The organism is Aeribacillus sp. FSL K6-1121 (assembly GCF_038003725.1).
GTDB classification, from domain to species: Bacteria; Bacillota; Bacilli; order Bacillales; family Aeribacillaceae; genus Aeribacillus; species Aeribacillus composti.
Map to the genome: position 1 here is coordinate 728,046 of NZ_JBBOPS010000001.1, position 22,984 is coordinate 751,029.

Below are 22,984 nucleotides of genomic sequence, written 5' to 3' on the forward strand. Positions count from 1 at the left end.
AAGAAAAGGGTTGAAACATTTTTATTTCCAAGAACCTGAAGGAAGAAGATCGGATAAAACAAGCGGCAGCCGGGATTTTAAACATACGAAAAGAAAAAGAATTCGGCGCTTTGAAAACGGAAATATGTGGGAGCTGCGTTTTCAAATGATGGAAGGGTTGACTGCTCATGCAGTCTCCCTATATTGTTTTGGCGAACTTTTTGCCAAATCGATTGAAAAATGACTGAAATTAATAGAATTGTGCTTGATTCTGCCATTATTGTTATGATAATCTTTTTACAGAAATTCTTCTCTCATAAGGATGAATCATCCTTTGCAACCAATTTGAAAATGAAAAACTGTTGAAATGAAATATTGTTTCATTTATGATAAGCTAGTCACCAACTTCTTGTTGTTGCATGTATAGAATTCTTAAAAGCTGTGAAGAAATGTATAATAGCTGGATTTTCATGAAACTTTTTTGGGAGGAGGTGAAACATTAAATGAACAAAACAGAATTAATCAACGCTGTAGCAGAAGCTAGCGAATTATCCAAAAAGGATGCAACGAAAGCTGTAGATGCTGTTTTCGATACAATTTTAGAATCTTTGAAAAAAGGTGACAAAGTTCAACTCATCGGTTTTGGAAACTTTGAAGTGCGTGAGCGTTCAGCGCGCAAAGGTCGCAATCCTCAAACTGGTGAAGAAATTGAAATTCCGGCAAGCAAAGTGCCTGCGTTTAAACCAGGCAAAGCTCTTAAAGATGCAGTTGCTGGCAAGTAATGAAATGAACGCACACAATTAAGAAATGAGTAGCGACTACATATGCTCGCTGCATTTCTTCACAGAATAAGCCCCTTTTTGGGGCTTTTCCTATTTAGGCGAGATTGTTCAGAAAAGTTTTCTGTTCTATTTGCGGGAAAGGAAGCTTCATTTTGCTTTTTTTTCATTAATTGTGCTAGAATCGGTATGAATGAATGACAATAGGAGGAGCCGAGTATGCCAAAAATTAATAAAGAGCAAATAGAACAGGCAGTACGTTTAATTATAGAAGCTATAGGGGAGGATCCTAATAGGGAAGGATTGGCTGATACACCTAAGCGGGTTGCCAATATGTATGAGGAAATTTTTTCAGGTATAGATCAGGATCCTAAAGAATATTTTCAAACCGTATTTGAAGAGGATCATGAAGAGCTTGTTTTAGTAAAGGATATTCAATTTTTTTCAATGTGCGAACACCATCTAGTTCCTTTTTTCGGTAAAGTACATATTGCATACATACCAAAAGGCGGCAAAGTGACTGGACTAAGCAAACTAGCCCGCGCTGTTGAAGCGGTTGTAAAAAAACCACAGCTGCAAGAACGGATTACGTCAACGATTGCCGACAGCATAGTCGAATCATTGGATCCTCACGGTGTGATGGTTGTTGTTGAAGCGGAGCATATGTGCATGACAATGCGCGGAGTGAAAAAGCCTGGATCAATCACTGTAACGTCAGCAGTCAGAGGATGTTTTTTGAATGATGCTGCGGCAAGAAGCGAAGTGCTGTCATTAATAAAAAAATAAACGGTAGGTGTTGATAGATGAATCCGAATCAAAATGATTATGTGGTTATTAAAGCAATTGAAGATGGCGTCAATGTGATTGGTTTGACAAGAGGTTCCGATACTAGGTTCCACCATTCCGAAAAGCTTGATAAAGGAGAAGTAATGATTGCTCAATTTACGGAACACACTTCTGCCATTAAAATTCGCGGCAAGGCGCTTATTCAAACAAGCTATGGAGAGATTGAGAGCGGCGAGAGAAAATAAGCAGGATTTCTGCTTTTACTTTTTCGACAAAGCCTAATGAAAAAATGTGGTTATGATATAATAAAATTTGTAAATGTTAGTATAGAGATATATGGGGGACAAGGGTGATAATGATGGAAATCTATCAAAAGCTGGAGCAAATAAAACGTTCGCTAGACCAATATTTTTCACATCCTGTGCTTAAACAATATATTCAAAAGCCTGTAATTGATGAAGACAAGCTGCTATTGTTTTACGCGCTTTTTGAAGAAGCGGAAATAGCAGATGAAAAGAAGGAAAAATATGTTGTGACCGCCATGCTTGTTCAATCAGCCCTTGATACCCATGATTTAGTAACGACAACGGAATGTGAAAATAAGAAGCTTTTTGTTGAAAGACAATTAAATGTCATTGCAGGTGATTATTTCAGCGGTCTATATTATTTTATTCTTTCTGAAATTCAAGACTTGAAAATGGTTCGTGCGCTTGCAACCGCGATTAAAGAAATTAATGAGCATAAAATTCGTCTTTACGACCGAAGCTGCCAGTCGATTGAAGCAATAGTCGAAAGCATCGTCATTGTGGAAACCGCGTTATTTCAACGGATCGGAGAGCATTTTCAAATTGAGACGTGGCCGGAAATTTCCAAAACATATTTAACATATAAACGTTTATGTGAAGAAAAACATAAATACGATAAAAATAGCCAGTCCGTTTTAACACAATTTCAAAAGAAATCTAAAAGCCCGATTGATTTAGTTGGAACTTTCATAGAATGCTGCAATCATTATTTCTGGGAAATTAATAAACTGTTGGAAAAAAGTCTGAAATATTCGCCTGCCGTAAAACAATTTATTATGAACCGAATTCATGTATTACGGTTTTCGCATATGATAGTGGAGGAAGGTTAAAAAATGCAGCAATCGAAAGAAGAACGTGTGCACCGCGTATTTGAAAAAATTTATAAAAATTATGACCGGATGAATTCTGTGATCAGCTTTAATCGTCATATTGCATGGCGAAAAGAAACGATGCGGAGAATGAATGTGAAAAAAGGTTCCTACGCACTCGATGTTTGCTGCGGAACGGGGGACTGGACGCTTGCGCTCGGGGAAGCAGTCGGGCAAAACGGAAAGGTCATAGGACTTGATTTTAGCCAAAATATGTTAAGCATCGGTGAGGAAAAGGCAAAGGAAAGACAATTTTCCAATATTTCATTTATTCACGGCAATGCGATGGATTTGCCGTTTCCTGAAAACGAGTTTGATTATGTGACCATCGGGTTTGGCCTCAGAAATGTTCCTGATTATATGCAGGTTCTATCGGAAATGTACCGCGTATTGAAACCCGGAGGAATGGTAGTTTGTTTGGAGACATCACAGCCGACCTTGATTGGCTTCAAACAGCTTTACTATTTTTATTTTCGCTTTATCATGCCTTTATTCGGCAAGATATTTGCTAAAAGCTATGAAGAATATTCTTGGCTGCAGGAGTCCGCGCGTCAATTTCCTGGCATGAAAGAGCTGAAAAAAATGTTCGAGCAAACTGGTTTTATAAATGTAGAAGTGAAGCCATTTACAGGCGGTGTTGCAGCAATGCACTTAGGTTATAAACCGAAATTGGAAACAAAGGTGAAATAAATGAAGTTAAAATCATTCTATTCCTTTTTAACAAAAGACCTTGAAGTGATTGAAAATGAATTGCTGTCTTCCGTACAAACAAAAGATCCGTTAATACGTGAAGCCGGGATTCATCTTCTTCAAGCAGGGGGAAAACGGATTCGCCCTGTTTTTGTATTGTTGTCAGGAATGTTCGGAGATTATAACATTGACCGTATGAAACCGGTTGCCGTCGCTTTAGAGCTGATTCACAGCGCCTCATTGGTACACGATGACGTCATCGACAATGCTGAGCTGCGAAGAGGAAAACCAACAGTTAATGCAAAATGGGACAATCGCATTGCTATGTATGTTGGAGATTACTTATTCGCACGGGCTCTTGAAATCATAACAGAGCTGGACGAGCCGCTTATTCACCGAGTTCTTTCGAAAGCTCTTGTTGAACTCTGTTTAGGAGAAATCGAACAAATCAACGATAAATACAATTTTGATCAGTCTTATCGGACGTATGTCAAACGAATTAAAAGAAAAACAGCTTTATTAATTGCTGTCAGCTGCCAATTGGGCGCTCTTGCCTCCGGCGCTCCAGAATCCGTTTGTAAAAAGCTTTATTTGTACGGTTATTATGTTGGAATTTCGTATCAAATTATTGACGATCTTTTAGATTTTACCTCTACGGAAGAAGAGCTTGGAAAACCAGTTGGGAGCGATTTACTTCAAGGAAACATTACCCTTCCTGTTTTGTTTGCCATGCAAAATGAAGAATTAAGAAAAAAAATTGTCAAAATCAATAATCAAACAACTGCTGAAGAAATCAAGCCGATTATTTATGAAATTAAAAAATCAAGAGCAATCGAACAGTCGATGAATATTAGTGACCGCTATTTGCAGAAGAGCTTTCATCAATTGGAAGGCCTCAAGCACGGGAAAGCGCGAACTTCGCTATACAATATTGCCAAATATATTGGAAAAAGGAAATTTTAGTTTGCGTAACCGCTTTAATAATGATACTATTTTCTTGTGGATTTTGTACTTATACATAAAGAAATTTTCGAGGTGGATGTGTTGATGGAAAAGACGTTTTTAATGGTAAAGCCTGATGGTGTACAGCGGCAGCTGATTGGACAAATCGTTTCAAGATTTGAGCAAAAAGGGCTGAAGCTTATCGGTGCAAAATTAATGAAAATCTCTGAAGAATTGGCCCAGCAGCATTATGGAGAACATAAAGAAAAGCCTTTTTTCAATGAACTCGTTCAATTCATCACTTCAGGACCGGTTTTTGCAATGGTTTGGGAAGGCGAAAATGCAATCGAAATTGCCCGTCAAATGATGGGAAAAACCAATCCAAAGGATGCCCTTTCTGGAACAATTCGCGGCGATTTTGGTTTAACAGTAGGGAAGAATGTAATTCACGGTTCTGATTCACCTGAAAGCGCTGAGCGGGAAATTCAATTGTTTTTTAAAGCTGAAGAGCTTGTAGAATATGACCGTGAAATTGATGCATGGATCTATTAACATCTGACCCTAATCAAACAATGGTTTGATTAGGGTTTTCTACATTACATTCGGGGGAAGATCGGAAAGTGACAGATAAGGACTATGTTGCATTTATCGAAAAGATAAAAAGAAAAAGTGGGATTGACCTGTCGTTATATAAAGAGACTCAAATGAAAAGAAGATTAAAATCATTGTATGAAAAAAAAGGCTTTCAATCCTTTCACGAGTTTTTTTTAGCGATGGAAAAGGATAAATGTTTATACAATCTTTTTTTAGATCGGATGACTATTAATGTTTCTGAATTTTTTCGCAACTATCAGCGCTGGAACATCCTTGAAAAAAAATTGCTTCCGCGTTTGCTGAATGGTAAAAAACATATAAAGGTTTGGAGCGCTGCCTGCTCAACGGGAGAAGAACCTTACACAATTGCGATGATTTTAGCACAAAATTCGCTATTGAAAGACTCATATATATTAGCCACAGATATAGATGAACAAGCGATTAAAACAGCACAAATTGGAATTTATCCGGAAAGATCGCTAAAAGAAGTACCTCTTGAATATAAAACTAATTATTTTCAGCAAGAAGGCTCTTTCTATCATGTAAAAGAAGACATTAAACGCTCGGTTACTTTTAGAAAGCATAATTTGCTGTCAGACCGCTTTGAAACAGATTTTGATTTGATCGTATGCCGAAACGTCCTCATTTATTTTACTGAGTCTGCGAAAAAAGAGCTTTATGAAAAATTCAGCAACTCGCTTAGACGAAACGGGATTTTATTTGTTGGCAGCACAGAGCAAATTTTCACTCCGGAAAAATATGGATTAAAAACGATCGAAACGTTTTTTTATACACGATTGTAGCAATAGCAAAGATCTTTCTATTCAAACAAAAAATCTTATGGTATAGTTACGTAAAAGCATAAAAGCGTAAAAGCGTTAAAGTGTTATGGGAAGGAGTTTGCTAGTATGAGATATTTGACAGCAGGGGAATCTCACGGCCCGCAATTAACGACGATTATAGAAGGAGTTCCGGCAGGGCTTCCTCTAACGAAAGAAGACATCAATATTGAGCTTGCAAGAAGACAGAAAGGCTATGGCCGCGGTCGAAGAATGCAAATCGAAAAAGACCAGGTGCAAATTCTAGGCGGAGTGCGCCATGGCGAAACGCTAGGATCACCAATAGCGCTAGTTGTAGAAAATAAAGACTTTGCCCATTGGACGAAAATTATGGGGGCAGAGCCGATTTCTGAATCGGAGAAAGCGGAAATGAAACGAAAAATTACGAGACCTCGCCCAGGCCATGCCGACTTAGTCGGGGCGATCAAATACGGACATCGTGATATGCGCAACGTGCTTGAACGCTCTTCTGCCCGGGAAACAACTGTCAGGGTGGCAGCAGGAGCTGTTGCGAAGAAAATTTTGTCTGAACTCGGCATTCAAGTGGCAGGACATGTCATTGAAATTGGCGGTGTCCGTGCGCAAAAATTGGACTATTCGACGCTTGCTGAGTTAAAGGAAAAGACAGAGAACTCACCTGTGCGTTGTTTAGATGAAAATGCGGCTCAGCAAATGATGAAGGCGATCGACGAAGCAAAAGAAAAGGGTGATTCCATCGGCGGCATCGTTGAGGTGATTGTTGAAGGAATGCCGCCTGGTGTCGGCAGCTATGTTCATTGGGACAAAAAGCTGGATGCCAAAATAGCGCAAGCGATCGTAAGCATCAACGCGTTTAAAGGGGTTGAATTCGGCTTGGGATTTGAAGCGGGACGGAGTTTTGGCAGCGAAGTTCATGATGAAATCCTTTGGAGCGAAGAGAAAGGATACTATCGCAAAACAAACAATCTGGGAGGCTTTGAGGGCGGCATGACGACCGGCATGCCCATCGTCGTCAGAGGAGTCATGAAGCCAATTCCAACACTGTACAAACCTTTACAAAGCGTTGACATTGATACGAAAGAGCCTTTTTTGGCGAGCATTGAACGATCGGACAGCTGCGCAGTCCCGGCTGCAAGTGTTGTGGCGGAGGCAGTTGTTGCATGGGAAGTAGCCAAAGCGATCGTTGAACAGTTTGGTCTTGATCGCATTGACCTTATTCGGGAAAATATCGAACGTATGAAACAATATGCGAGGGAATTTTAATGGAACAGATGATGATTCAAACGAAAAGTCGCCCGTATCCAGTTTTTTTAGGAGACGGAATTATCGATAATGTCGGAGAATGGCTTCTGTCTGTTTGCAATAATCCTTCGAAAATTTTGATCATTACTGATCAAACAGTCAAGGATCTGTATGGCGGAAAATTAGAGTCGGTATTAAAAGCATTTGATTTGGACGTATTGACATGTGTTGTTCCGAGCGGCGAACAGTCTAAATCATTTGAAACGTACTATAAATGCTTGACCTTTGCTTTAGAAAACAATCTGGACAGAGAATCCGTAATCATTGCTTTTGGCGGCGGTGTAGTGGGTGATTTAGCAGGCTTTGTAGCTGCAACATTTATGAGAGGAATTCCGTTCATTCAAGTGCCGACGACCCTTTTGGCTCATGACAGTGCTGTCGGGGGAAAGGTGGCCATTAACCATCCGCTCGGAAAAAATATGATCGGGGCTTTTCATCAGCCTCATGCCATTATTTATGATACACAGTTTTTAAAAACACTGCCTCTTCTAGAAATCCGCTCAGGATTTGCGGAAGTGGTGAAGCACGGCTTCATCAATGATCGTTCATTTGTTGAAAATTTAATGAAAACGATCCATTCGTTGAATCATGTAACAAGCGAACAGCTGCAATGGTTTATACGAAAGGGAATTGAAGTGAAAGCAGAAATTGTCGCTGAAGATGAAAGAGAAACGGGAAAAAGGGCGTTTTTAAACTTCGGTCATACTCTCGGCCATGCGCTCGAAGCGGAGTTAGGTTACGGGAAGATTTCCCACGGAGATGCCGTTGCATGCGGCATGCTGTTTGCTCTATGGCTGAGTGAAAAGATGTTCCGCAAAGATTTTCAATATAAATCGATCAAAAATTGGTTTAACGAAATCGGCTTTCCTGTCAAAATCGATGAAACCATTCAAACCGAATCGCTTCTTGAACGAATGAAAAAAGACAAAAAAACGGTACATAGCCAGATTCGTTTTGTGCTTCTCGAGGATATCGGCAATCCGGTACTTAAGACGTTTGACACGCATACATTATATTCATTTCTTAATGAGTGGAGAACGGAGGGATGCGTTTGATAAGAGGTGTTAGAGGGGCCATCACCGTTTCGGAAAATAATGAAGAACAGATTGTAGAAAGCACGGAGAGGCTCTTAAGGGAGATGATTCGATTAAACAACATTGCCCCTGAACAAGTAGCTTCCGTGTTTATTTCGGCGACAAATGATTTAAATGCCTGCTTCCCTGCAAAAGCATTAAGAAATATTGAAGGCTGGAAATATGTTCCTGTGACATGCATGCAGGAAATAGCCGTTGAAGGCGCCCTTGAGAAATGCGTAAGGGTGATGATGCATATTAATACAGAAGCCGCCCAAAACGATATTTGCCATGTTTATTTAGAGAAGGCAAAAATTTTACGACCGGATCTTGTTGACAAATAATGCTGTATCCGATAATATGGCGAATAAGAAAGTTTTTATATGACCTGAAATGAGCTGAGTTTAGTTAAGGGTAGTTGAGAATGAGTCGAGGAAGTAATAGATGAGTGGTTTAGGAAGATAGATTGATCGACTGCCCAAAAACGTAATGTTTTTGGGCATTTTTATTATCAATTTCATCCCTCAAAAACGATCCTCTATGACTCATTCTCCAAATACTTTGGAGGAGTGAGTACTTCAATGGCAACAACCTTTCAAGATTTTTTGCAGGATTGCCGCAAATATAAGACGGTTCCCATTATCGAGCAATATCATGTCGATATGCTGACACCTATCCAAATATTTCAAACGCTGCAAACCGATGCTTGTTATATTTTAGAAAGCAATGACAGCGAGTCGAACTGGTCCAACTACTCGTTTATCGGTCTTGAGCCGATGTATTTTATCAAGGAAGAAAATGGAACGTTCCAGCTGCAAAATCGAAAACAGATGGTCATGGACAAAGATGTTTCGTTATCAGCATTGTTTCATAGAATGACGGTAAGCTTCAATGTAAAAAAAGTGGCGATCGATGTGCCGTTTTCAGGCGGAGCTGTCGGAAAAATCGATTATGATGCGGTCAGCCTATTTGAAAAAATTCCAGCTCATCGTCATGCTGACAGAACCCATTCTGTATGTGAACTGGTCATTTGCCAAACGGTCATTGCATATAGCCACAGGGAAAAACTGCTGACATTTATTCATTACAGAGAGCTAGAAGGAAACGAAAGCGAACAAGAGCTGAAGCAAATATTTGAGGCGGGAAAGGAACGCATTTTTCAATATCGCAATGAATTAAAAAACGTCAAGCCGGAAGGAAATATTTTCATCCCGTCAAACAAAGAACCGGTTTCTTTCGCCGGATTTGAATCGAATTATACAAAAGAACAATTTTTGCATCATGTTGAAAAAATGAAGGAATATATTCGTTCTGGCGATATATTTCAAGGAGTTCTTTCGCAGCGCTTTGAAAAACAAGTATCGGTAACCGGTCTGCAATTATATCGAATTTTAAGAATTATCAATCCTTCCCCTTATTTATTTTATATAAAACTATCAAACCAAGAGCTTATCGGCAGTTCACCGGAAAGATTGATTCATGTTCGCGACGATTATGTTGAAATTCATCCTATTGCCGGCACGAGAAAGCGGGGCAAAACAAAGGAAGAAGATAGAAGACTCGTTCGCCAATTGCTGCAGGATGAAAAAGAACTAGCGGAGCATTATATGCTTGTTGATTTAGCAAGAAATGATATCGGCCGAGTTGCTGAATACGGGACGGTCAAAACACCTGTACTTCTGGATGCAGCTTATTTTTCACATGTTATCCATCTCATTTCAAAAGTGAGAGGAAAATTGAGAAAAAGCATTCATCCGATTGATGCGTTAATTTCGGCTTTTCCTGCCGGAACCGTTTCAGGCGCCCCCAAAATACGTGCGATGGAAATTATTCATGAGCTGGAGCCGACTGCCAGGGGGAGCTATGCGGGGGCTGTTGCATACATCAGCTTCGATGGAAGCATTGATTCATGCATCACAATTCGGACGATCACGCTGAGCAATCAGAAGGCATATGTCCAAGCGGGGGCTGGGATCGTTGCCGATTCTGTTCCTTTAAAAGAATGGGAAGAAACAAGAAACAAAGCGAGTGCGCTCATTCAAACGATCGAATTAGCAGAACAATTGTTTTTAGAAAAAGGGAGGAAGAGGGCATGAAGCATATATTGGAGAAGTGCATTAATGGTGAGACTCTTTCAGCATCTGAAGCAGAAGATATTATGAAAAAAATCATGGAAGGAAAGGTTCCGGACAGTCAAATTGCCAGTCTCATCACTATTTTACGGTTTCGCGGCGAAACGGTCGAAGAGATGACGGGATTTGTGAAAGCGATGAAGGAAAATATGACTCAGCTTGAAGGATTTGAAAATGCAGTTGATACTTGCGGAACGGGCGGAGACGGAGCATCAACATTTAACATTTCAACCGCATCTGCCATTGTAGCTTCATCGTTGGGAGTGAAAGTCGCAAAACACGGAAACCGCGCTGTTTCTTCAAGAAGCGGCAGCGCTGATGTGCTCGAATGTTTAAACATCCCAATCCAAACAACGCCTGAAGAAGCAAGAAGAAGCCTGGAAGAAACGAATATGAGCTTCTTGTTTGCTCCTCTCTATCATTCATCGATGAAGCATGTTGCCAAAGCAAGAAAAGAAGTGGGATTCCGAACGATTTTTAATTTGCTCGGGCCGCTGGCTAATCCGGCCAATACAAAACGACAAGTGCTTGGCGTTTCATCATTGGAGCATGCGGAGAAAATGGCTGAAACATTAAAACATTTCCGTTCAGAGCATGTGCTGTTAGTATCAGGAAGGGACGGATTAGATGAAATTTCGATCAGTGATGAAACGGATGTCGTAGAACTAAAAGATGGGAACATAACAAAATATACGATTTCTCCGGAGCAATTTGGAATGAATCGAGGGAAGCTTGAAGAAATACAAGTCTCAGATGCTAAAGAAAGTGCTAAAATGATAGAGGAAGTACTGAAAAATAAAGGAAATGAAAGCGTGAAGAACATTGTAGCATTAAATTCGGCTGCAGCTCTTTACGTAGCAGGAAAAGCAAAAAACATTTCGGAAGGGGTACAGATGGCTTTAACAGCCATAAAAGACGGGACCGCCTATCAGCAATTAAAGAGATTGGCCATCCGAAAGGAAGAGAGCTATGCTTGATACGATCATAAGAGTTAAAGAACAAGAAGTGAAAGAGCTTGATTTGACGCAATTAGACCAAAAAACATTCGAAAAAAGATCATTTTTCGCTGCTCTTCAAAACCCGAACCGTTTTCTTGGGCTCATTGCGGAAGTGAAGAAGGCATCGCCATCCAAAGGTGTCATTCGTGAAGATTTCGATCCTGTCGATATTGCAAAAAAATATGAGAGAGGGAAGGCAGACTGCTTATCTGTTTTAACCGATCAAAAGTTTTTTCAAGGATCAACCGCATTTTTGTCTGAAATTAAAGAAAAGGTGAAACTTCCTGTTTTGCGCAAAGATTTTATTATCGATAAAAAGCAAGTGTATGAATCGAAATGGATCGGAGCGGATGCCATTTTGTTAATCGGGGAGGCTCTTCCGCCAAAAAAATTAAAGGAGCTTTGGGATGAAGCGGTCAGCTTAGAGCTGGATGTGCTGGTGGAGGTCCATTCTGTCGAGACTCTTGAAAGAATACTAGATATATTTGTGCCGAATATACTGGGGGTGAACAACAGGGATTTAACAACCTTTCATACGGATATTCATCATCTGGAAACGATTCAAAAATATGTGCCGAAAGATATTTTATTGATCAGTGAAAGCGGCATAAGCACGATGGCAGATTTGCAAACGGTGTATGAATATGGAGCAAAAGGCGTGCTTGTCGGGGAGTCGCTCATGCGGAAAAAAGACCCGGAACAAGGAATTTATGAGCTGTTTAAGGAGAGTGTAAAGTGAGACTCGTCAAAATTTGCGGCAACCGCACATTTGAAGATACAGCCGTTTCCATCAATCAAGGAGCCGATTATATCGGCTTTATCTTTTCCTCTGAAAGCAGACGGCAGGTGAAGGCAAATGATGTCGGCAGGTGGATGGAAGCTTTTCAAAAAGAAATGCGTCCAAAACTAGTAGGCGTATTTGTTCATCCGACGATTCAATTTTTAGAGGATGTGCTAGCAGCGGTCGAATTAGACTGCATACAGCTGCATGGCGATGAAGATGAAGAATTTGTAAAACAGGTAAAGGAAAAGTTCGGTCTTTCTGTTTGGAAAGCTCTTCCTCATCATGAACATGTGATAGAGGAAATGGAAAAATTTTCACATTGGGTGGATGGATATGTGATTGACAGCCGTGTGAAAGGAATGTGGGGCGGAACAGGCGTTGCTTTTGACTGGTCAAATGTGTCTGATTATACAATATGGGCGAAAAATAACCGGAAGCTTTGTTTTATTGCGGGCGGCATTACACCTGAAAACATAACAGAGCTGCTTGAAAAAGGCGCTGAAAACATTGATGTTGCAAGCGGTGTTGAAACAAATGAAAAAAAAGATGTCGAAAAAATAGCAAAATTAATAGAGAAGGTGAAAGGCTGATGAAATATCCTGATGAATATGGCAGATTTGGAGAATTTGGAGGAAAATATGTACCAGAAACGTTAATGAAGCCGTTGTATGAATTAGAAGAAGCATTAAAGGATGCATTAAGTGATTCTTCTTTTCAACAGCAATATCATCAAATGCTGCAAAAATATTCCGGCAGACCGACCGCTTTAACATTTGCAGACCAATTAACAAAACATGTCGGGGGAGCAAACATTTTTTTAAAACGGGAGGATCTCAACCATACTGGTGCCCATAAGATCAATAATGCTATTGGTCAAGCGCTTCTTTCGAAAAGAATGGGAAAAAAGAAGCTTATTGCTGAAACAGGTGCCGGACAGCACGGTGTAGCATCAGCAACTGTCGCTGCGAAATTTGGCATGGACTGTAAAGTATTTATGGGAGAAGAAGACATCGATAGACAGCGCCTCAACGTTTTTCGGATGCAGCTGCTAGGTGCTGAAGTAGTGCCTGTTACAAGCGGAAATAAAACATTAAAAGACGCTGTGAATGAGGCGATCCGATATTGGGTTCAGCATTGTGAAGACCATTTTTATTTAATGGGCTCAGCTGTCGGTCCGCATCCATATCCGATGATGGTAAGAGAATTCCAGCGGATCATTGGAGATGAAGCGAAAGAGCAGTTTTTCAACGAGTTTGGCAAGCTGCCGGATGTTGTCATAGCTTGTGTGGGCGGAGGAAGCAATGCGATCGGGATGTTTACACCGTTTTTAGAAGAAGATGTAAAGCTTATTGGAGTGGAGGCAGGAGGAAAAGGAGTGGAAACGGGTGAACATGCGGCAACAATTACAAAGGGGACGAAAGGCGTTATTCACGGTTCGATGACGTACTTATTGCAAAATCAATACGGTGAAATTATTGAGCCTTATTCGATTTCTGCCGGCCTCGATTATCCGGGTGTCGGTCCGGAGCATGCTTATTTAGCAAAAATAGGGCGTGTCGTTTATGAATCTGTGACAGATGAAGAGGCGATTGCAGCACTCGAAACATTGGCGAAAACAGAAGGAATATTAGCCGCAATTGAATCTGCTCATGCCGTTGCAAAAGGAATTGAAGTAGCAAAAACTTTATCAAATGAACAGTCAATTTTAATTTGTTTGTCCGGACGGGGCGATAAAGATGTTCACACTTTGATGAAAACGAAAGGGGGAGTTGAAAATGGTTTCTAACAAAAGCATGTTTCAACAGTTTGACAAGCTTTTTATTCCTTTTATTACAGCTGGAGATCCGAATGAAGAGTTGACCATTGATCTCGCCCTTACTTTAGAAAAATGCGGGGCGTCAGCCATTGAGCTTGGCGTTCCCTATTCGGACCCGCTTGCTGACGGCCCCGTTATTCAACAGGCATCCATCCGGGCAAGAAGAAATGGAATGAATATTGAAAAGGCGATGGAATTAGCATATAAAATGAAAGAAAGAGGTTTAAAAATTCCGATCATTCTCTTTACTTATTTCAATCCTGTGCTACAATTAGGAGAAAAATACTTTTTTACTTTAATGGAGAAAAATCGATTAGAAGGACTTCTCATTCCTGATCTCCCGTTCGAAGAAAGCGGATGGATGCGAAAAAAATGTGACGAGCATGGGATTTATTTTATCTCTATGGTTGCTCCCACTTCCTACAATCGAATAAAAAAAATTGCTGAAAACGCCGCAGGATTTTTATATTGTGTTTCATCTCTCGGGGTGACTGGTGAACGCCAATCATTTGATGAGCGCGTTTCTGATTTTATCTCTCATGTAAAGAAGTATGCGGAAGTTCCGGTGGCTGTCGGGTTCGGCATTTCGTCGAATGAGCATGTAAAAAAATTTTTCAAAATAAGTGACGGCGTCGTTGTGGGCAGTGCGATTGTTAAACAAATTGAAAAGCTTATTCCGCTTCTCACAAATGCGAATACAAAACAGAGCGGGTTACAGGAATTTGAAAGGTTTATTAACGGTTTGCTCCATTAGGGGATGAAAGAGGTGTTAAGGTTGGAGGTAAAAGAACAGTTAAAGTCGCTGAAGCCATACGAACCTGGAAAACCAATTGAACAAGTAAAAGAACAGTTTGGTCTAACAAAGGTGATCAAACTTGCATCAAACGAAAACCCGTACGGTTGTTCTGATAAAGTGAAACAAGCGATACAAGAAGAGCTTGAATCTCTTGCGATCTATCCTGACGGCTATAGTGCAGAGCTGCGAAAACAGGTGGCAAAGCATGTAGGCGTAAAAGAAAATCAGCTCATTTTCGGAAACGGATCAGATAATATTATACAAATTCTGTCACGTTCACTTTTGAGCGAAGGCTTCAATACCGTAATGGCGTCACCGTCATTTTCCCAATATCGGCATAATGCGGTGATCGAAAATGCCGAAATTCGCGAAATTGAACTTGTAGATGGTCGGCACAATTTGGATAAAATGGCAGACTCTATTGATTCCAAAACAAAAATTGTATGGTTATGCAATCCGAATAACCCTACAGGAGTTTACATAAGTGAAGAAGAGCTTATTAATTTTTTAAACAAAGTGCCGAAGTATGTCCTTGTCGTATCTGATGAAGCGTATTACGAATATGTGACGGCGGAAGATTATCCGAATTCAGTCGCCTTATTGGATCAATTTCCAAATCTATTAATTTTACGGACGTTCTCAAAAGCATACGGCCTAGCTGCACTCCGAGTAGGATATGGAATTGGAAATGAAGAACTCATCCGCTTAATTGAGCCGGCAAGGGAACCTTTTAATACAAATCGTCTTGGACAAAAGGCTGCTATTGCAGCGCTAAACGATCAAACTTTTATCGAAACCTGCAAAAAATTGAACCGGGAAGGGCTCAAACAATACTATGATTTTTGTGAACAATTTGGTCTTGAGTACTTCCCTTCGCAAACGAACTTTATTTTAATAGATTTTCAAAAGGATGCGGATGAGCTTTTTCAACAGCTGCTTGAAAAAGGATTCATCGTCCGTTCAGGAAAAGCTCTCGGATTTCCGACATCGCTGAGAATTACTGTCGGAACAGAAGAGGAAAATGAAGCACTGATTCAAACTTTAAAGGAACTACTTTCCTAAAAGAGGTGAATGCTCACCTCTTTTTTTACCAAAAAGCAGAAACAGGTGGTTTTTTGTGGAAAAAGTTTTTATCATTGGTCTTGGTTTAATCGGCGGATCGATTTCACGTGCAATTAAGAAAGAGCATCCATCGGTTCAATTGGTCGGATATGATATAAATAACGATCAAGTGCAAATGGCAAAAAAATTGGGAATCATTGATCAATCAGCAGAATCTATTAAGGAAGGCGCTGAATCAGCGGACGTTATTATTATTTCAACTCCCGTTGAACAAACATTGAACGTTTTAACGTTTTTGGGAGAACTAAGCTTGAAAGAAGGAGTCATTATCACAGATGTCGGCAGCACAAAGAAAAAAATTGTCGATCATGCGAGCGTTTCTTTGCCGAAAACAGTAACATTTATTGGCGGTCACCCAATGGCGGGCTCACATAAATCAGGCGTTGCGGCAGCGAAAACTCATCTATTTGAAAATGCGTTTTATATTTTAACGCCTGGCAGCAACGAACGTCCGGAAAAAATAGAACAATTAAAAAAGCTTTTAAAGGGAACAAAAGCGCAATTTATTGTCATGACACCTGAAGAACACGATTCCATTACCGGGGTCATTAGCCATTTTCCGCATTTAATCGCGGCAAGCCTCGTCCATCAGGCAGAAAAGAAAGAAGAAATGTTTCCAATTATTAAGCGGCTTGCGGCCGGAGGATTTCGCGACATTACCCGAATTGCGTCAAGCAACCCGGTTATGTGGCGCGATATTATTGTTCACAACCATGATGTATTAATCGAGTTGTTTGATGAATGGATTCAAGAAATGAAGCAAATTAAACAATTCATTGAGAAGCTCGATAAAGAACAGCTTTATACATATTTTGAAAAAGCGAAGACATATCGAGACGGATTGCCTGAAAGGCAAAAAGGAGCTATTCCGTCCTTTTATGACCTTTATGTCGATGTTCCGGATTATCCGGGGGTTATTTCTGAAATTACCGGTTATTTAGCAAAAGAGGAAATTAGCATAACAAATATTCGAATTTTAGAAACGCGTGAAGAAATTTTTGGTGTTTTGCGCATCAGCTTTCAGTCGGATGAAGACCGGATGAAGGCGAAACAATGCATTGATCGCTACACGAATTATGAAACATATATACTGTAGTTGGGGTGATACAGATATGAATCAAGGGCTTGTTTTGACAAAAAAACATTCGCTGAACGGAACTATTGAAGTTCCCGGCGACAAATCGATCTCCCATAGGGCGGTTATGTTTGGGGCAATTGCGGAAGGAAAAACAACTATTCAAAACTTTTTAACTGGAGAGGATTGTTTAAGCACCATTTCATGCTTTAAAGAGATGGGGGTTTCGATCAAACAGGAAGGAACGAATGTAACAATTGAAGGGAAAGGATTTTCCGGACTGAAAGAACCTGTCAACATTTTAAATGTTGGGAACTCAGGCACCACGACAAGATTAATGCTGGGCATTTTAGCGGGACGTCCTTTTCATGCATGCATTATTGGGGATGAGTCAATTGCGAAAAGACCGATGGATCGTGTAACAGCTCCTTTAAGACAAATGGGAGCTCATATTGATGGACGGAATAACGGATCTTTTACCCCGCTGTCTTTGCGCGGCGGGAATTTAAAGAGCATTTATTACAAATCCCCAGTAGCGAGTGCTCAAGTGAAGTCATCGATTTTGCTTGCAGGTCTTCAAGCAGATGGAACCACAACAGTTGAGGAGCCGTATCAATCAAGAGATCATACGGAACGTCTTTTGTCAGCCTTTGGCGTCCATGTGAAAAAACAAAATTTGACTGTTTCGGTAGAGGGAGGACAAACATTAAAAGGCGCCGATATTTATGTGCCTGGTGACATTTCTTCCGCTGCTTTTTTCCTTGTTGCGGGAGCCATTGTTCCGGACAGTTCGATCAAGCTGAAAAATGTCGGCATTAACCCAACAAGAACAGGGATTTTAGATGTTTTAGAAAATATGGGTGCAGAAATCGAGATTATACCGACATTAGATTCTGCCGAACCGATGGCTGATATATCGATCAGGACATCAGAGTTAAAAGGAACCGAAATTTCAGGAGAGCTGATTCCGAGACTGATTGATGAAATTCCGATCATTGCCCTTCTTGCGACACAGGCTGAAGGAACGACAGTTATTAAAGACGCCGAAGAATTAAAGGTAAAAGAAACAAATAGAATTGATACAGTTGTCGGCGAGCTGAAAAAGCTTGGCGCGGATATTGAAGCTACAAGCGATGGAATGATCATTCGCGGAAAAACAAAGCTGAAAGGAGGAACGAATGTTTCCAGCCATGGAGATCACCGCATCGGCATGATGCTCGCGATTGCCAGCACTATTTGTGAAGAACCTGTGGAATTAATGCAGCACGAGGCAGTCAGTGTATCCTATCCTGCTTTTTTTGACCATTTGAATTTGCTTTCCAAAACCATCTGAGTTTGTCAGATGGTTTTTGTCATATTTTTATCAACCTTTTCATAGCTTGTCTAAAAAAGCTATTGAGGTGGGAAAATGGCATATATTATTGATCAAATTCGTTTAATGGAAGACAATCAAATTGTGACGCGCTCAATACTCGTTGACGGAAATGAGTTTCGTTTTAAAGAAAAGCAATTAGATCAGTTTCGATTTATGAAAATGGATGGATCGCCCTATTTCATGACACCGGGCTTTGTCATGCTTGACCAAAACATTCAACATCTAGACCAAAGCCATTCATTCAAATTATATGTGAAGAATTTGATCCAAAAAGGCTGCACTTTTTTAATTGCTGCTGTTGATTTGCCGTTTGAAAGACAATGGGATGAAAAGAAAAAACATATTCGCAAAGTGATGATGAATTCGCCGATCGATTATGCGATCGCTGCAAAAATCCCAATCGAACGGCTGACCCCTTCAATCATCAGAATGCTAAAAAGAGAAAAAATTACTGTGATTATCGTGGAAATTAAGCAGATTGCTGAGCTTGATGATGTTCCATGGGAATGGATTCGTGAGACTTTATTTCCAAAGCAAACTCCAATTTTTCCCCATTTTTCTTCAGAAGATCAATCCATCTTCCATCAGTTGAAAAGCAAATGGCGGCAAATTGTAAAAAAATATAAATTGCCATCATTGGAAGAATGTCCTGAAAACGGTGTCCCACTTACGAAAGAAGCATTAATGAAAATTGGTCTTTATCCGATTCGCGGCGAAATTTTAAGCGGAAGCAATGTTGATTATAATTTATTTCGGATGATCGATTTAGTTGAAGAAAATAATTATCTAGATTATTATAATCATAACCCAGAAGTGATCGTTCACAACGGAAGCGTTTTGAAAGCAGGAGAACAAATATTTTATAAACCAGGGTTCGGAAAAGAAGTGCAGCTGAATGCACCAGGACGCTTCAATATGTATTCGCAGCCAATAAACAAGTACTGAATTTAGAAGGGGAGTTTTAGGTTGAATAAAAAAATGAGCGAAGCCGTTCAATTAGTTGAAAGCGGCCAAGTGGAAAAAGGATTGAAAAAACTTTCATCCATTGAAAAAGAGTTAAATGATGAAGAAAAGTTTGAGCTTGCGGAAAAATATTTTCAATGGGGAAGGACAGATGAAGCGCTAAAAATAGCTGAGGAGCTGTCGCAGTTATACCCTGATGAATCTGCCATCACTCTTTTTTTGGCGGAAATATACATTGAGCTTGACGATGAAGAAAAAGCGATTGATCTGCTGAATGAAATTGATCAAGAGGATGAATCATATCCGCAAGCCCTTCTTCTTATGGCTGATTTGTATCAATTGCAAGGCTTATATGAAGTCAGCGAACAAAAACTGAAGGAAGCAAAGAGAAGGTTGCCTGAAGAGAAAGTAATTGATTTCGCATTAGCCGAGCATTATTTTCATCTCGGAAAATATCGTCAAGCAATCGACTTTTATAGAGTAGTCCTAGAGGAATTTGAAAATATAATGAATGTAAATATTCATAAACGAATAGGCGAGTCTTTATCTGCTTGCGGTGAATTTGAAGAAGCCCTTGCTTATTTTGAGAAAGCGGTGGAAGAAGAGGATTTGGACACATATTTCGCTTATGGGATGACAGCTTTAAATGCAGGCCAGACAAAAACAGCGATTGCACAATTTGAACGAATAAAGGAATTGGACACTACCTACCACTCACTATATTTATATTTGGCCAAAAGCTATGAACAGGAAGGGATGGTGGAAAAAAGTTTTCAAATTGTTCAAGAAGGTTTACAGGAGGATCCATTTAATAAAGAGCTTTATTTATTCGGCGGAAAAATTGCCTTAAAGCTCAAAGATGTAGATAATGCAGTAAAATTGTTAAAAAAAGCGCTGGAGCTGGATCCGGGTTATATAGAAGCAATCATAACACTTTCAGGAGTTTTGTTAAACCAAGGCAAATATATGGAAACGATTGAGATGTTGACGGAAATCGTGGAAAGACATGAAGAATATGATCCTCATTTTGACTTCAATTTAGCGATCGCTTATCATCGCACCGAACAGTACGAAAAGGCATTAAAGCATTATGAAAGTGCATATAATAATTTTAAAACAGACCCGGAATTTTTGGAGAATTACGCTTATTTTCTGCTTGAAGAAGGGGAGCGGGCAAAGGCTAGGAAGCTTTTTGAAAAAGCGCTGGAGCTTGATCCAGGCAACATTGAATATGAAAATATGCTGCTCGAATTGGAGGACAATTTTTAGGCGGAATTGGAAGGAATTCAACGCAACTATGTTGAATTTTTGAATTAGATGGAAAGCAGAGGAGGGTTAAAGATGAAAGCCCCTGTTTCTGTTAACGAGAAGAAAGAATTTATTCGCTGGTTTTTAAATCATTATCAGTTGAAAAGACGGGAATGCGTATGGATATTAAATTATTTAATGAGCCATGATTCATTAATGGAAAACGTCCATTTTGTAGAGCATGCCAAATTTTGTCCGAGGGGAATGATCATGTCCACCCACTGTGTGGATGATGTTCCGTTTAGATTTTATAAAGAAAATGTGATGACAACAGATGCAGAAAAGTCTTTTCACGATATTCGCTTGAATAAAGATGAAGACTTGTATATCCAGTTAAACTTTCGCGCTCAATACCGTTCCCCGGAATATGCTGCCGTTTTAGTTGAAAATCCATATTTGCCTAAAGATATGCAAAGAAATGAGAAAGACCGGCTGCTTGCGGAAAAAATTTTGGAGGAGTCAATTAAAAAATTTCAAAAAGAAAAACTCCTCCGCTTAATTGATGAAGCGTTGGATGCTCACGATGAAGAGGCGTTTCGAAAGCTTGTAAAACAATTGAACAATTTAGGATGTTAGGCAATGTGTACAGCATTGCTTTTTTATTTTGCTTATCAGTTTTATAATGAGTAAGGAAAAATAAAAAATAGGGGCTGAAATCAGTGAAATGGCAAATGGTTGATATCGATTCTTTTCTTCAATCAAGGGAGTACGTTGATACTGCAGTTGTTCCTATCCTATCGGTATCTTTTGATGAGGAACTGAAAAGAAATGCGTCAAAAGCAGATTTTATTACAATTGTTTCACAGGAGCTTGAACGGCAGTTAAAGGGGCGGATCATGCTGTTGCCTCCGTTTGTTTCTTTAAAAAATGACGACATTGATTTGGATAAACTGTTAAAAAAGTGGAAAGATACGATTAAACAGCATTTTCAGCATGTCATTTTTTTAACATGTGAAGAAAGATGGCGCAAAGAAGGTGATGAATTTATATGGATTCCGTCAATCCCAATAGAACATATGGATCAGGATGTAAAGCGAAAGGTTGTTCAGGACCAAATCGAACAAATTATGAACATTTTATTACAATATTGGAATCGAACCTAAAAACCCTTTCAATCCCTTGTTTCTAACGATATGATTATATTGACCTTCTACAAAGATTGATATATCATGAGTATGTCCTAGTTTTATATGTTTCTGTATATGTCCATTATGGACTAGCTTGAGATAGAGGGGGGAAAAAGATGAGCGAGAATAAACACCGTGTTTCAAGACGTCAATTTTTAAACTATACGCTAACGGGTGTAGGCGGCTTTATGGCTGCGGGCATGCTCATGCCGATGGTTCGTTTCGCTGTAGATCCTGTATTGCAGCCGAAAGCAGCTGGAGAATTTGTTAATACAAATGTAAAGGAATCAGACATTAAAGAAGAACCGACACGTGTCGACTTTACCATTAAACAGAAGGACGCGTGGCATGAAGCTGAAGAGCCAAAATCCGCGTGGGTTTATAAAAATGAAAAAGGAGAAATTGTTGCACTTTCTCCAATTTGTAAACACCTTGGCTGCACAGTAAACTGGAACGGGGATAAATCAAACCCTAACATGTTCTTCTGTCCTTGCCACGGAGGATTGTATGAGAAAAACGGCGACAATGTCCCTGGAACACCGCCTTCTGCTCCGCTGGATGAATATGAGTACAAAATTCAAGATGGATTTTTATATTTAGGAAAAGCTAAACCAAGAGGGGGGGCGTAATAAGTGCTCAACAAATTGTATGATTGGGTTGATGAACGGTTAGATATCACCCCTTTATGGCGCGATATCGCAGACCATGAAGTTCCCGAACATGTTAACCCAGCCCATCACTTCTCAGCATTTGTATACTGCTTTGGGGGTTTGACGTTTTTTGTTACAGTGATTCAAGTGCTGTCTGGCATGTTTTTAACGATGTATTACGTGCCGGATATTAAAAATGCATGGGAGTCTGTCTATTATTTGCAAAATGAAGTGGCGTTCGGACAAATTGTTCGCGGTATGCACCATTGGGGAGCAAGCTTAGTCATCGTCATGATGTTTTTACATACTTTACGTGTATTTTTCCAAGGAGCATACAAAAAGCCACGCGAGCTTAACTGGATTGTCGGTGTACTCATTTTCTTCGTTATGCTAGGTTTAGGTTTGACAGGCTATTTATTGCCTTGGGACATGAAAGCGTTATTTGCGACAAAAGTTACCTTGCAGATTGCTGAATCGACACCGCTTATTGGAGAGTACGTCAAAATTTTGCTTGCAGGGCATTCCGAAATTGTCGGTGCGCAAACATTGACTCGCTTCTTTGCGATTCATGTATTTTTCTTGCCTGCTGCATTATTCGGATTAATGGCAGCGCACTTCTTAATGATTCGCAAACAAGGGATTTCAGGTCCGCTATAAAATCCGGCTTATTCTTTTTTAGTAAGTTGTTCGTGGCGAACCGC

At 39.9% G+C, this 22,984-nt stretch carries 27 protein-coding genes; all 27 read left to right on the forward strand.

Annotation, left to right across the window (positions count from 1 at the left end; genetic code table 11):
- Positions 1-10: 10 nt before the first annotated feature.
- The 27 genes from NSQ61_RS03760 to qcrB all read left to right on the forward strand — a co-directional run bounded on the left by NSQ61_RS03760 (position 11) and on the right by qcrB (position 22,940).
- The gene (locus NSQ61_RS03760; RefSeq protein WP_340806062.1) at positions 11-223 is read left to right on the forward strand and encodes a hypothetical protein; all 213 of its coding nucleotides are present in this window, start codon (positions 11-13) and stop codon (positions 221-223) included.
- Positions 224-482: 259 nt separating this feature from the next.
- Entirely contained in the window at positions 483-761 is a 279-nt protein-coding gene (hbs, locus tag NSQ61_RS03765) for a non-specific DNA-binding protein Hbs (RefSeq protein WP_063388591.1), read from the forward strand.
- A 216-nt stretch (positions 762-977) separates the two neighbouring features.
- The gene (folE, locus tag NSQ61_RS03770; RefSeq protein ID WP_063388590.1) at positions 978-1,544 is read left to right on the forward strand and encodes a GTP cyclohydrolase I FolE; all 567 of its coding nucleotides are present in this window, start codon (positions 978-980) and stop codon (positions 1,542-1,544) included.
- Between the two features lie 17 nt (positions 1,545-1,561).
- Positions 1,562-1,789 carry a trp RNA-binding attenuation protein MtrB gene (gene mtrB / locus NSQ61_RS03775; protein WP_063388589.1) on the forward strand — a complete coding sequence of 76 codons (228 nt, stop codon included), beginning with the start codon at positions 1,562-1,564 and terminating at the stop codon, positions 1,787-1,789.
- Positions 1,790-1,902: 113 nt separating this feature from the next.
- On the forward strand, positions 1,903-2,679 hold the full coding sequence (locus NSQ61_RS03780) for a heptaprenyl diphosphate synthase component 1 (protein WP_158640198.1): 777 nt from the start codon (positions 1,903-1,905) through the stop codon (positions 2,677-2,679).
- 3 nt (positions 2,680-2,682) lie between these two features.
- Positions 2,683-3,408, forward strand: a complete 726-nt coding sequence (locus NSQ61_RS03785; protein ID WP_063388587.1) for a demethylmenaquinone methyltransferase — start codon at positions 2,683-2,685, stop codon at positions 3,406-3,408.
- Entirely contained in the window at positions 3,409-4,371 is a 963-nt protein-coding gene (gene hepT / locus NSQ61_RS03790; protein WP_063388586.1) for a heptaprenyl diphosphate synthase component II, read from the forward strand.
- An 84-nt stretch (positions 4,372-4,455) separates the two neighbouring features.
- On the forward strand, positions 4,456-4,902 hold the full coding sequence (gene ndk, locus NSQ61_RS03795; RefSeq protein ID WP_063388585.1) for a nucleoside-diphosphate kinase: 447 nt from the start codon (positions 4,456-4,458) through the stop codon (positions 4,900-4,902).
- Positions 4,903-4,970: 68 nt separating this feature from the next.
- On the forward strand, positions 4,971-5,747 hold the full coding sequence (locus tag NSQ61_RS03800) for a CheR family methyltransferase (RefSeq protein ID WP_063388584.1): 777 nt from the start codon (positions 4,971-4,973) through the stop codon (positions 5,745-5,747).
- Positions 5,748-5,852: 105 nt separating this feature from the next.
- The gene (gene aroC, locus NSQ61_RS03805; RefSeq protein WP_063388583.1) at positions 5,853-7,025 is read left to right on the forward strand and encodes a chorismate synthase; all 1,173 of its coding nucleotides are present in this window, start codon (positions 5,853-5,855) and stop codon (positions 7,023-7,025) included.
- The gene (gene aroB / locus NSQ61_RS03810) at positions 7,025-8,119 is read left to right on the forward strand and encodes a 3-dehydroquinate synthase (RefSeq protein ID WP_144598136.1); all 1,095 of its coding nucleotides are present in this window, start codon (positions 7,025-7,027) and stop codon (positions 8,117-8,119) included. The genes aroC and aroB overlap by 1 nt, the downstream gene beginning before the upstream one ends.
- Positions 8,116-8,481, forward strand: coding sequence for a chorismate mutase (gene aroH / locus NSQ61_RS03815; protein ID WP_063388656.1), 366 nt, complete (start codon positions 8,116-8,118; stop codon positions 8,479-8,481). The genes aroB and aroH overlap by 4 nt, the downstream gene beginning before the upstream one ends.
- A 237-nt stretch (positions 8,482-8,718) precedes the next feature.
- A complete protein-coding gene (trpE, locus tag NSQ61_RS03820) occupies positions 8,719-10,233 on the forward strand; it encodes an anthranilate synthase component I (RefSeq protein ID WP_130156176.1) in 1,515 nt (504 codons plus the stop codon).
- Positions 10,230-11,246 (forward strand): anthranilate phosphoribosyltransferase, encoded by a 1,017-nt coding sequence (gene trpD / locus NSQ61_RS03825; protein WP_063388580.1) that lies wholly within the window; start codon positions 10,230-10,232, stop codon positions 11,244-11,246. Before trpE ends, trpD begins: the two co-directional genes overlap by 4 nt.
- A complete protein-coding gene (gene trpC, locus NSQ61_RS03830) occupies positions 11,239-12,006 on the forward strand; it encodes an indole-3-glycerol phosphate synthase TrpC (protein ID WP_340733964.1) in 768 nt (255 codons plus the stop codon). The genes trpD and trpC overlap by 8 nt, the downstream gene beginning before the upstream one ends.
- Positions 12,003-12,641 carry a phosphoribosylanthranilate isomerase gene (locus NSQ61_RS03835; protein WP_327856238.1) on the forward strand — a complete coding sequence of 213 codons (639 nt, stop codon included), beginning with the start codon at positions 12,003-12,005 and terminating at the stop codon, positions 12,639-12,641. The genes trpC and NSQ61_RS03835 overlap by 4 nt, the downstream gene beginning before the upstream one ends.
- Entirely contained in the window at positions 12,641-13,837 is a 1,197-nt protein-coding gene (gene trpB, locus NSQ61_RS03840) for a tryptophan synthase subunit beta (RefSeq protein ID WP_412674490.1), read from the forward strand. Before NSQ61_RS03835 ends, trpB begins: the two co-directional genes overlap by 1 nt.
- Positions 13,827-14,621 (forward strand): tryptophan synthase subunit alpha, encoded by a 795-nt coding sequence (gene trpA, locus NSQ61_RS03845; protein WP_375338753.1) that lies wholly within the window; start codon positions 13,827-13,829, stop codon positions 14,619-14,621. Before trpB ends, trpA begins: the two co-directional genes overlap by 11 nt.
- Positions 14,622-14,642: 21 nt before the next feature.
- The gene (gene hisC / locus NSQ61_RS03850) at positions 14,643-15,725 is read left to right on the forward strand and encodes a histidinol-phosphate transaminase (protein WP_340808037.1); all 1,083 of its coding nucleotides are present in this window, start codon (positions 14,643-14,645) and stop codon (positions 15,723-15,725) included.
- Between the two features lie 55 nt (positions 15,726-15,780).
- Positions 15,781-16,881 carry a prephenate dehydrogenase gene (locus NSQ61_RS03855; RefSeq protein WP_327859056.1) on the forward strand — a complete coding sequence of 367 codons (1,101 nt, stop codon included), beginning with the start codon at positions 15,781-15,783 and terminating at the stop codon, positions 16,879-16,881.
- A gap of 16 nt (positions 16,882-16,897) precedes the next feature.
- Complete coding sequence (gene aroA, locus NSQ61_RS03860) at positions 16,898-18,193, forward strand: 3-phosphoshikimate 1-carboxyvinyltransferase (RefSeq protein ID WP_340806065.1); 1,296 nt, start codon at positions 16,898-16,900, stop codon at positions 18,191-18,193.
- 75 nt (positions 18,194-18,268) lie between these two features.
- Complete coding sequence (locus tag NSQ61_RS03865) at positions 18,269-19,180, forward strand: hypothetical protein (protein WP_340806067.1); 912 nt, start codon at positions 18,269-18,271, stop codon at positions 19,178-19,180.
- Positions 19,181-19,201: 21 nt separating this feature from the next.
- Complete coding sequence (locus tag NSQ61_RS03870; protein WP_327873670.1) at positions 19,202-20,467, forward strand: tetratricopeptide repeat protein; 1,266 nt, start codon at positions 19,202-19,204, stop codon at positions 20,465-20,467.
- Between the two features lie 72 nt (positions 20,468-20,539).
- Positions 20,540-21,082, forward strand: coding sequence for a ReoY family proteolytic degradation factor (locus NSQ61_RS03875; RefSeq protein ID WP_063388571.1), 543 nt, complete (start codon positions 20,540-20,542; stop codon positions 21,080-21,082).
- 83 nt (positions 21,083-21,165) lie between these two features.
- Positions 21,166-21,609 carry a YpiF family protein gene (locus NSQ61_RS03880; protein ID WP_327873669.1) on the forward strand — a complete coding sequence of 148 codons (444 nt, stop codon included), beginning with the start codon at positions 21,166-21,168 and terminating at the stop codon, positions 21,607-21,609.
- A gap of 140 nt (positions 21,610-21,749) precedes the next feature.
- Complete coding sequence (locus NSQ61_RS03885; protein WP_063388569.1) at positions 21,750-22,262, forward strand: QcrA and Rieske domain-containing protein; 513 nt, start codon at positions 21,750-21,752, stop codon at positions 22,260-22,262.
- A 3-nt stretch (positions 22,263-22,265) separates the two neighbouring features.
- On the forward strand, positions 22,266-22,940 hold the full coding sequence (gene qcrB / locus NSQ61_RS03890; protein ID WP_063388568.1) for a menaquinol-cytochrome c reductase cytochrome b subunit: 675 nt from the start codon (positions 22,266-22,268) through the stop codon (positions 22,938-22,940).
- The last annotated feature ends 44 nt before the right edge of the window (positions 22,941-22,984 follow it).

Excerpts from the sequence above, each read along its gene's own strand:
- hbs (WP_063388591.1), top strand. The coding sequence starts at position 483 with ATGAACAAAACAGAATTAATCAACGCTGTAGCAGAAGCTAGCGAATTA.
- folE (WP_063388590.1), top strand. The coding sequence starts at position 978 with ATGCCAAAAATTAATAAAGAGCAAATAGAACAGGCAGTACGTTTAATT.
- mtrB (WP_063388589.1), top strand. The coding sequence starts at position 1,562 with ATGAATCCGAATCAAAATGATTATGTGGTTATTAAAGCAATTGAAGAT.
- NSQ61_RS03780 (WP_158640198.1), top strand. The coding sequence starts at position 1,903 with ATGGAAATCTATCAAAAGCTGGAGCAAATAAAACGTTCGCTAGACCAA.
- NSQ61_RS03785 (WP_063388587.1), top strand. The coding sequence starts at position 2,683 with ATGCAGCAATCGAAAGAAGAACGTGTGCACCGCGTATTTGAAAAAATT.
- hepT (WP_063388586.1), top strand. The coding sequence starts at position 3,409 with ATGAAGTTAAAATCATTCTATTCCTTTTTAACAAAAGACCTTGAAGTG.
- ndk (WP_063388585.1), top strand. The coding sequence starts at position 4,456 with ATGGAAAAGACGTTTTTAATGGTAAAGCCTGATGGTGTACAGCGGCAG.
- aroC (WP_063388583.1), top strand. The coding sequence starts at position 5,853 with ATGAGATATTTGACAGCAGGGGAATCTCACGGCCCGCAATTAACGACG.
- aroB (WP_144598136.1), top strand. The coding sequence starts at position 7,025 with ATGGAACAGATGATGATTCAAACGAAAAGTCGCCCGTATCCAGTTTTT.
- trpE (WP_130156176.1), top strand. The coding sequence starts at position 8,719 with ATGGCAACAACCTTTCAAGATTTTTTGCAGGATTGCCGCAAATATAAG.
- trpD (WP_063388580.1), top strand. The coding sequence starts at position 10,230 with ATGAAGCATATATTGGAGAAGTGCATTAATGGTGAGACTCTTTCAGCA.
- trpC (WP_340733964.1), top strand. The coding sequence starts at position 11,239 with ATGCTTGATACGATCATAAGAGTTAAAGAACAAGAAGTGAAAGAGCTT.
- trpB (WP_412674490.1), top strand. The coding sequence starts at position 12,641 with ATGAAATATCCTGATGAATATGGCAGATTTGGAGAATTTGGAGGAAAA.
- trpA (WP_375338753.1), top strand. The coding sequence starts at position 13,827 with ATGGTTTCTAACAAAAGCATGTTTCAACAGTTTGACAAGCTTTTTATT.
- aroA (WP_340806065.1), top strand. The coding sequence starts at position 16,898 with ATGAATCAAGGGCTTGTTTTGACAAAAAAACATTCGCTGAACGGAACT.
- NSQ61_RS03865 (WP_340806067.1), top strand. The coding sequence starts at position 18,269 with ATGGCATATATTATTGATCAAATTCGTTTAATGGAAGACAATCAAATT.
- NSQ61_RS03875 (WP_063388571.1), top strand. The coding sequence starts at position 20,540 with ATGAAAGCCCCTGTTTCTGTTAACGAGAAGAAAGAATTTATTCGCTGG.
- NSQ61_RS03885 (WP_063388569.1), top strand. The coding sequence starts at position 21,750 with ATGAGCGAGAATAAACACCGTGTTTCAAGACGTCAATTTTTAAACTAT.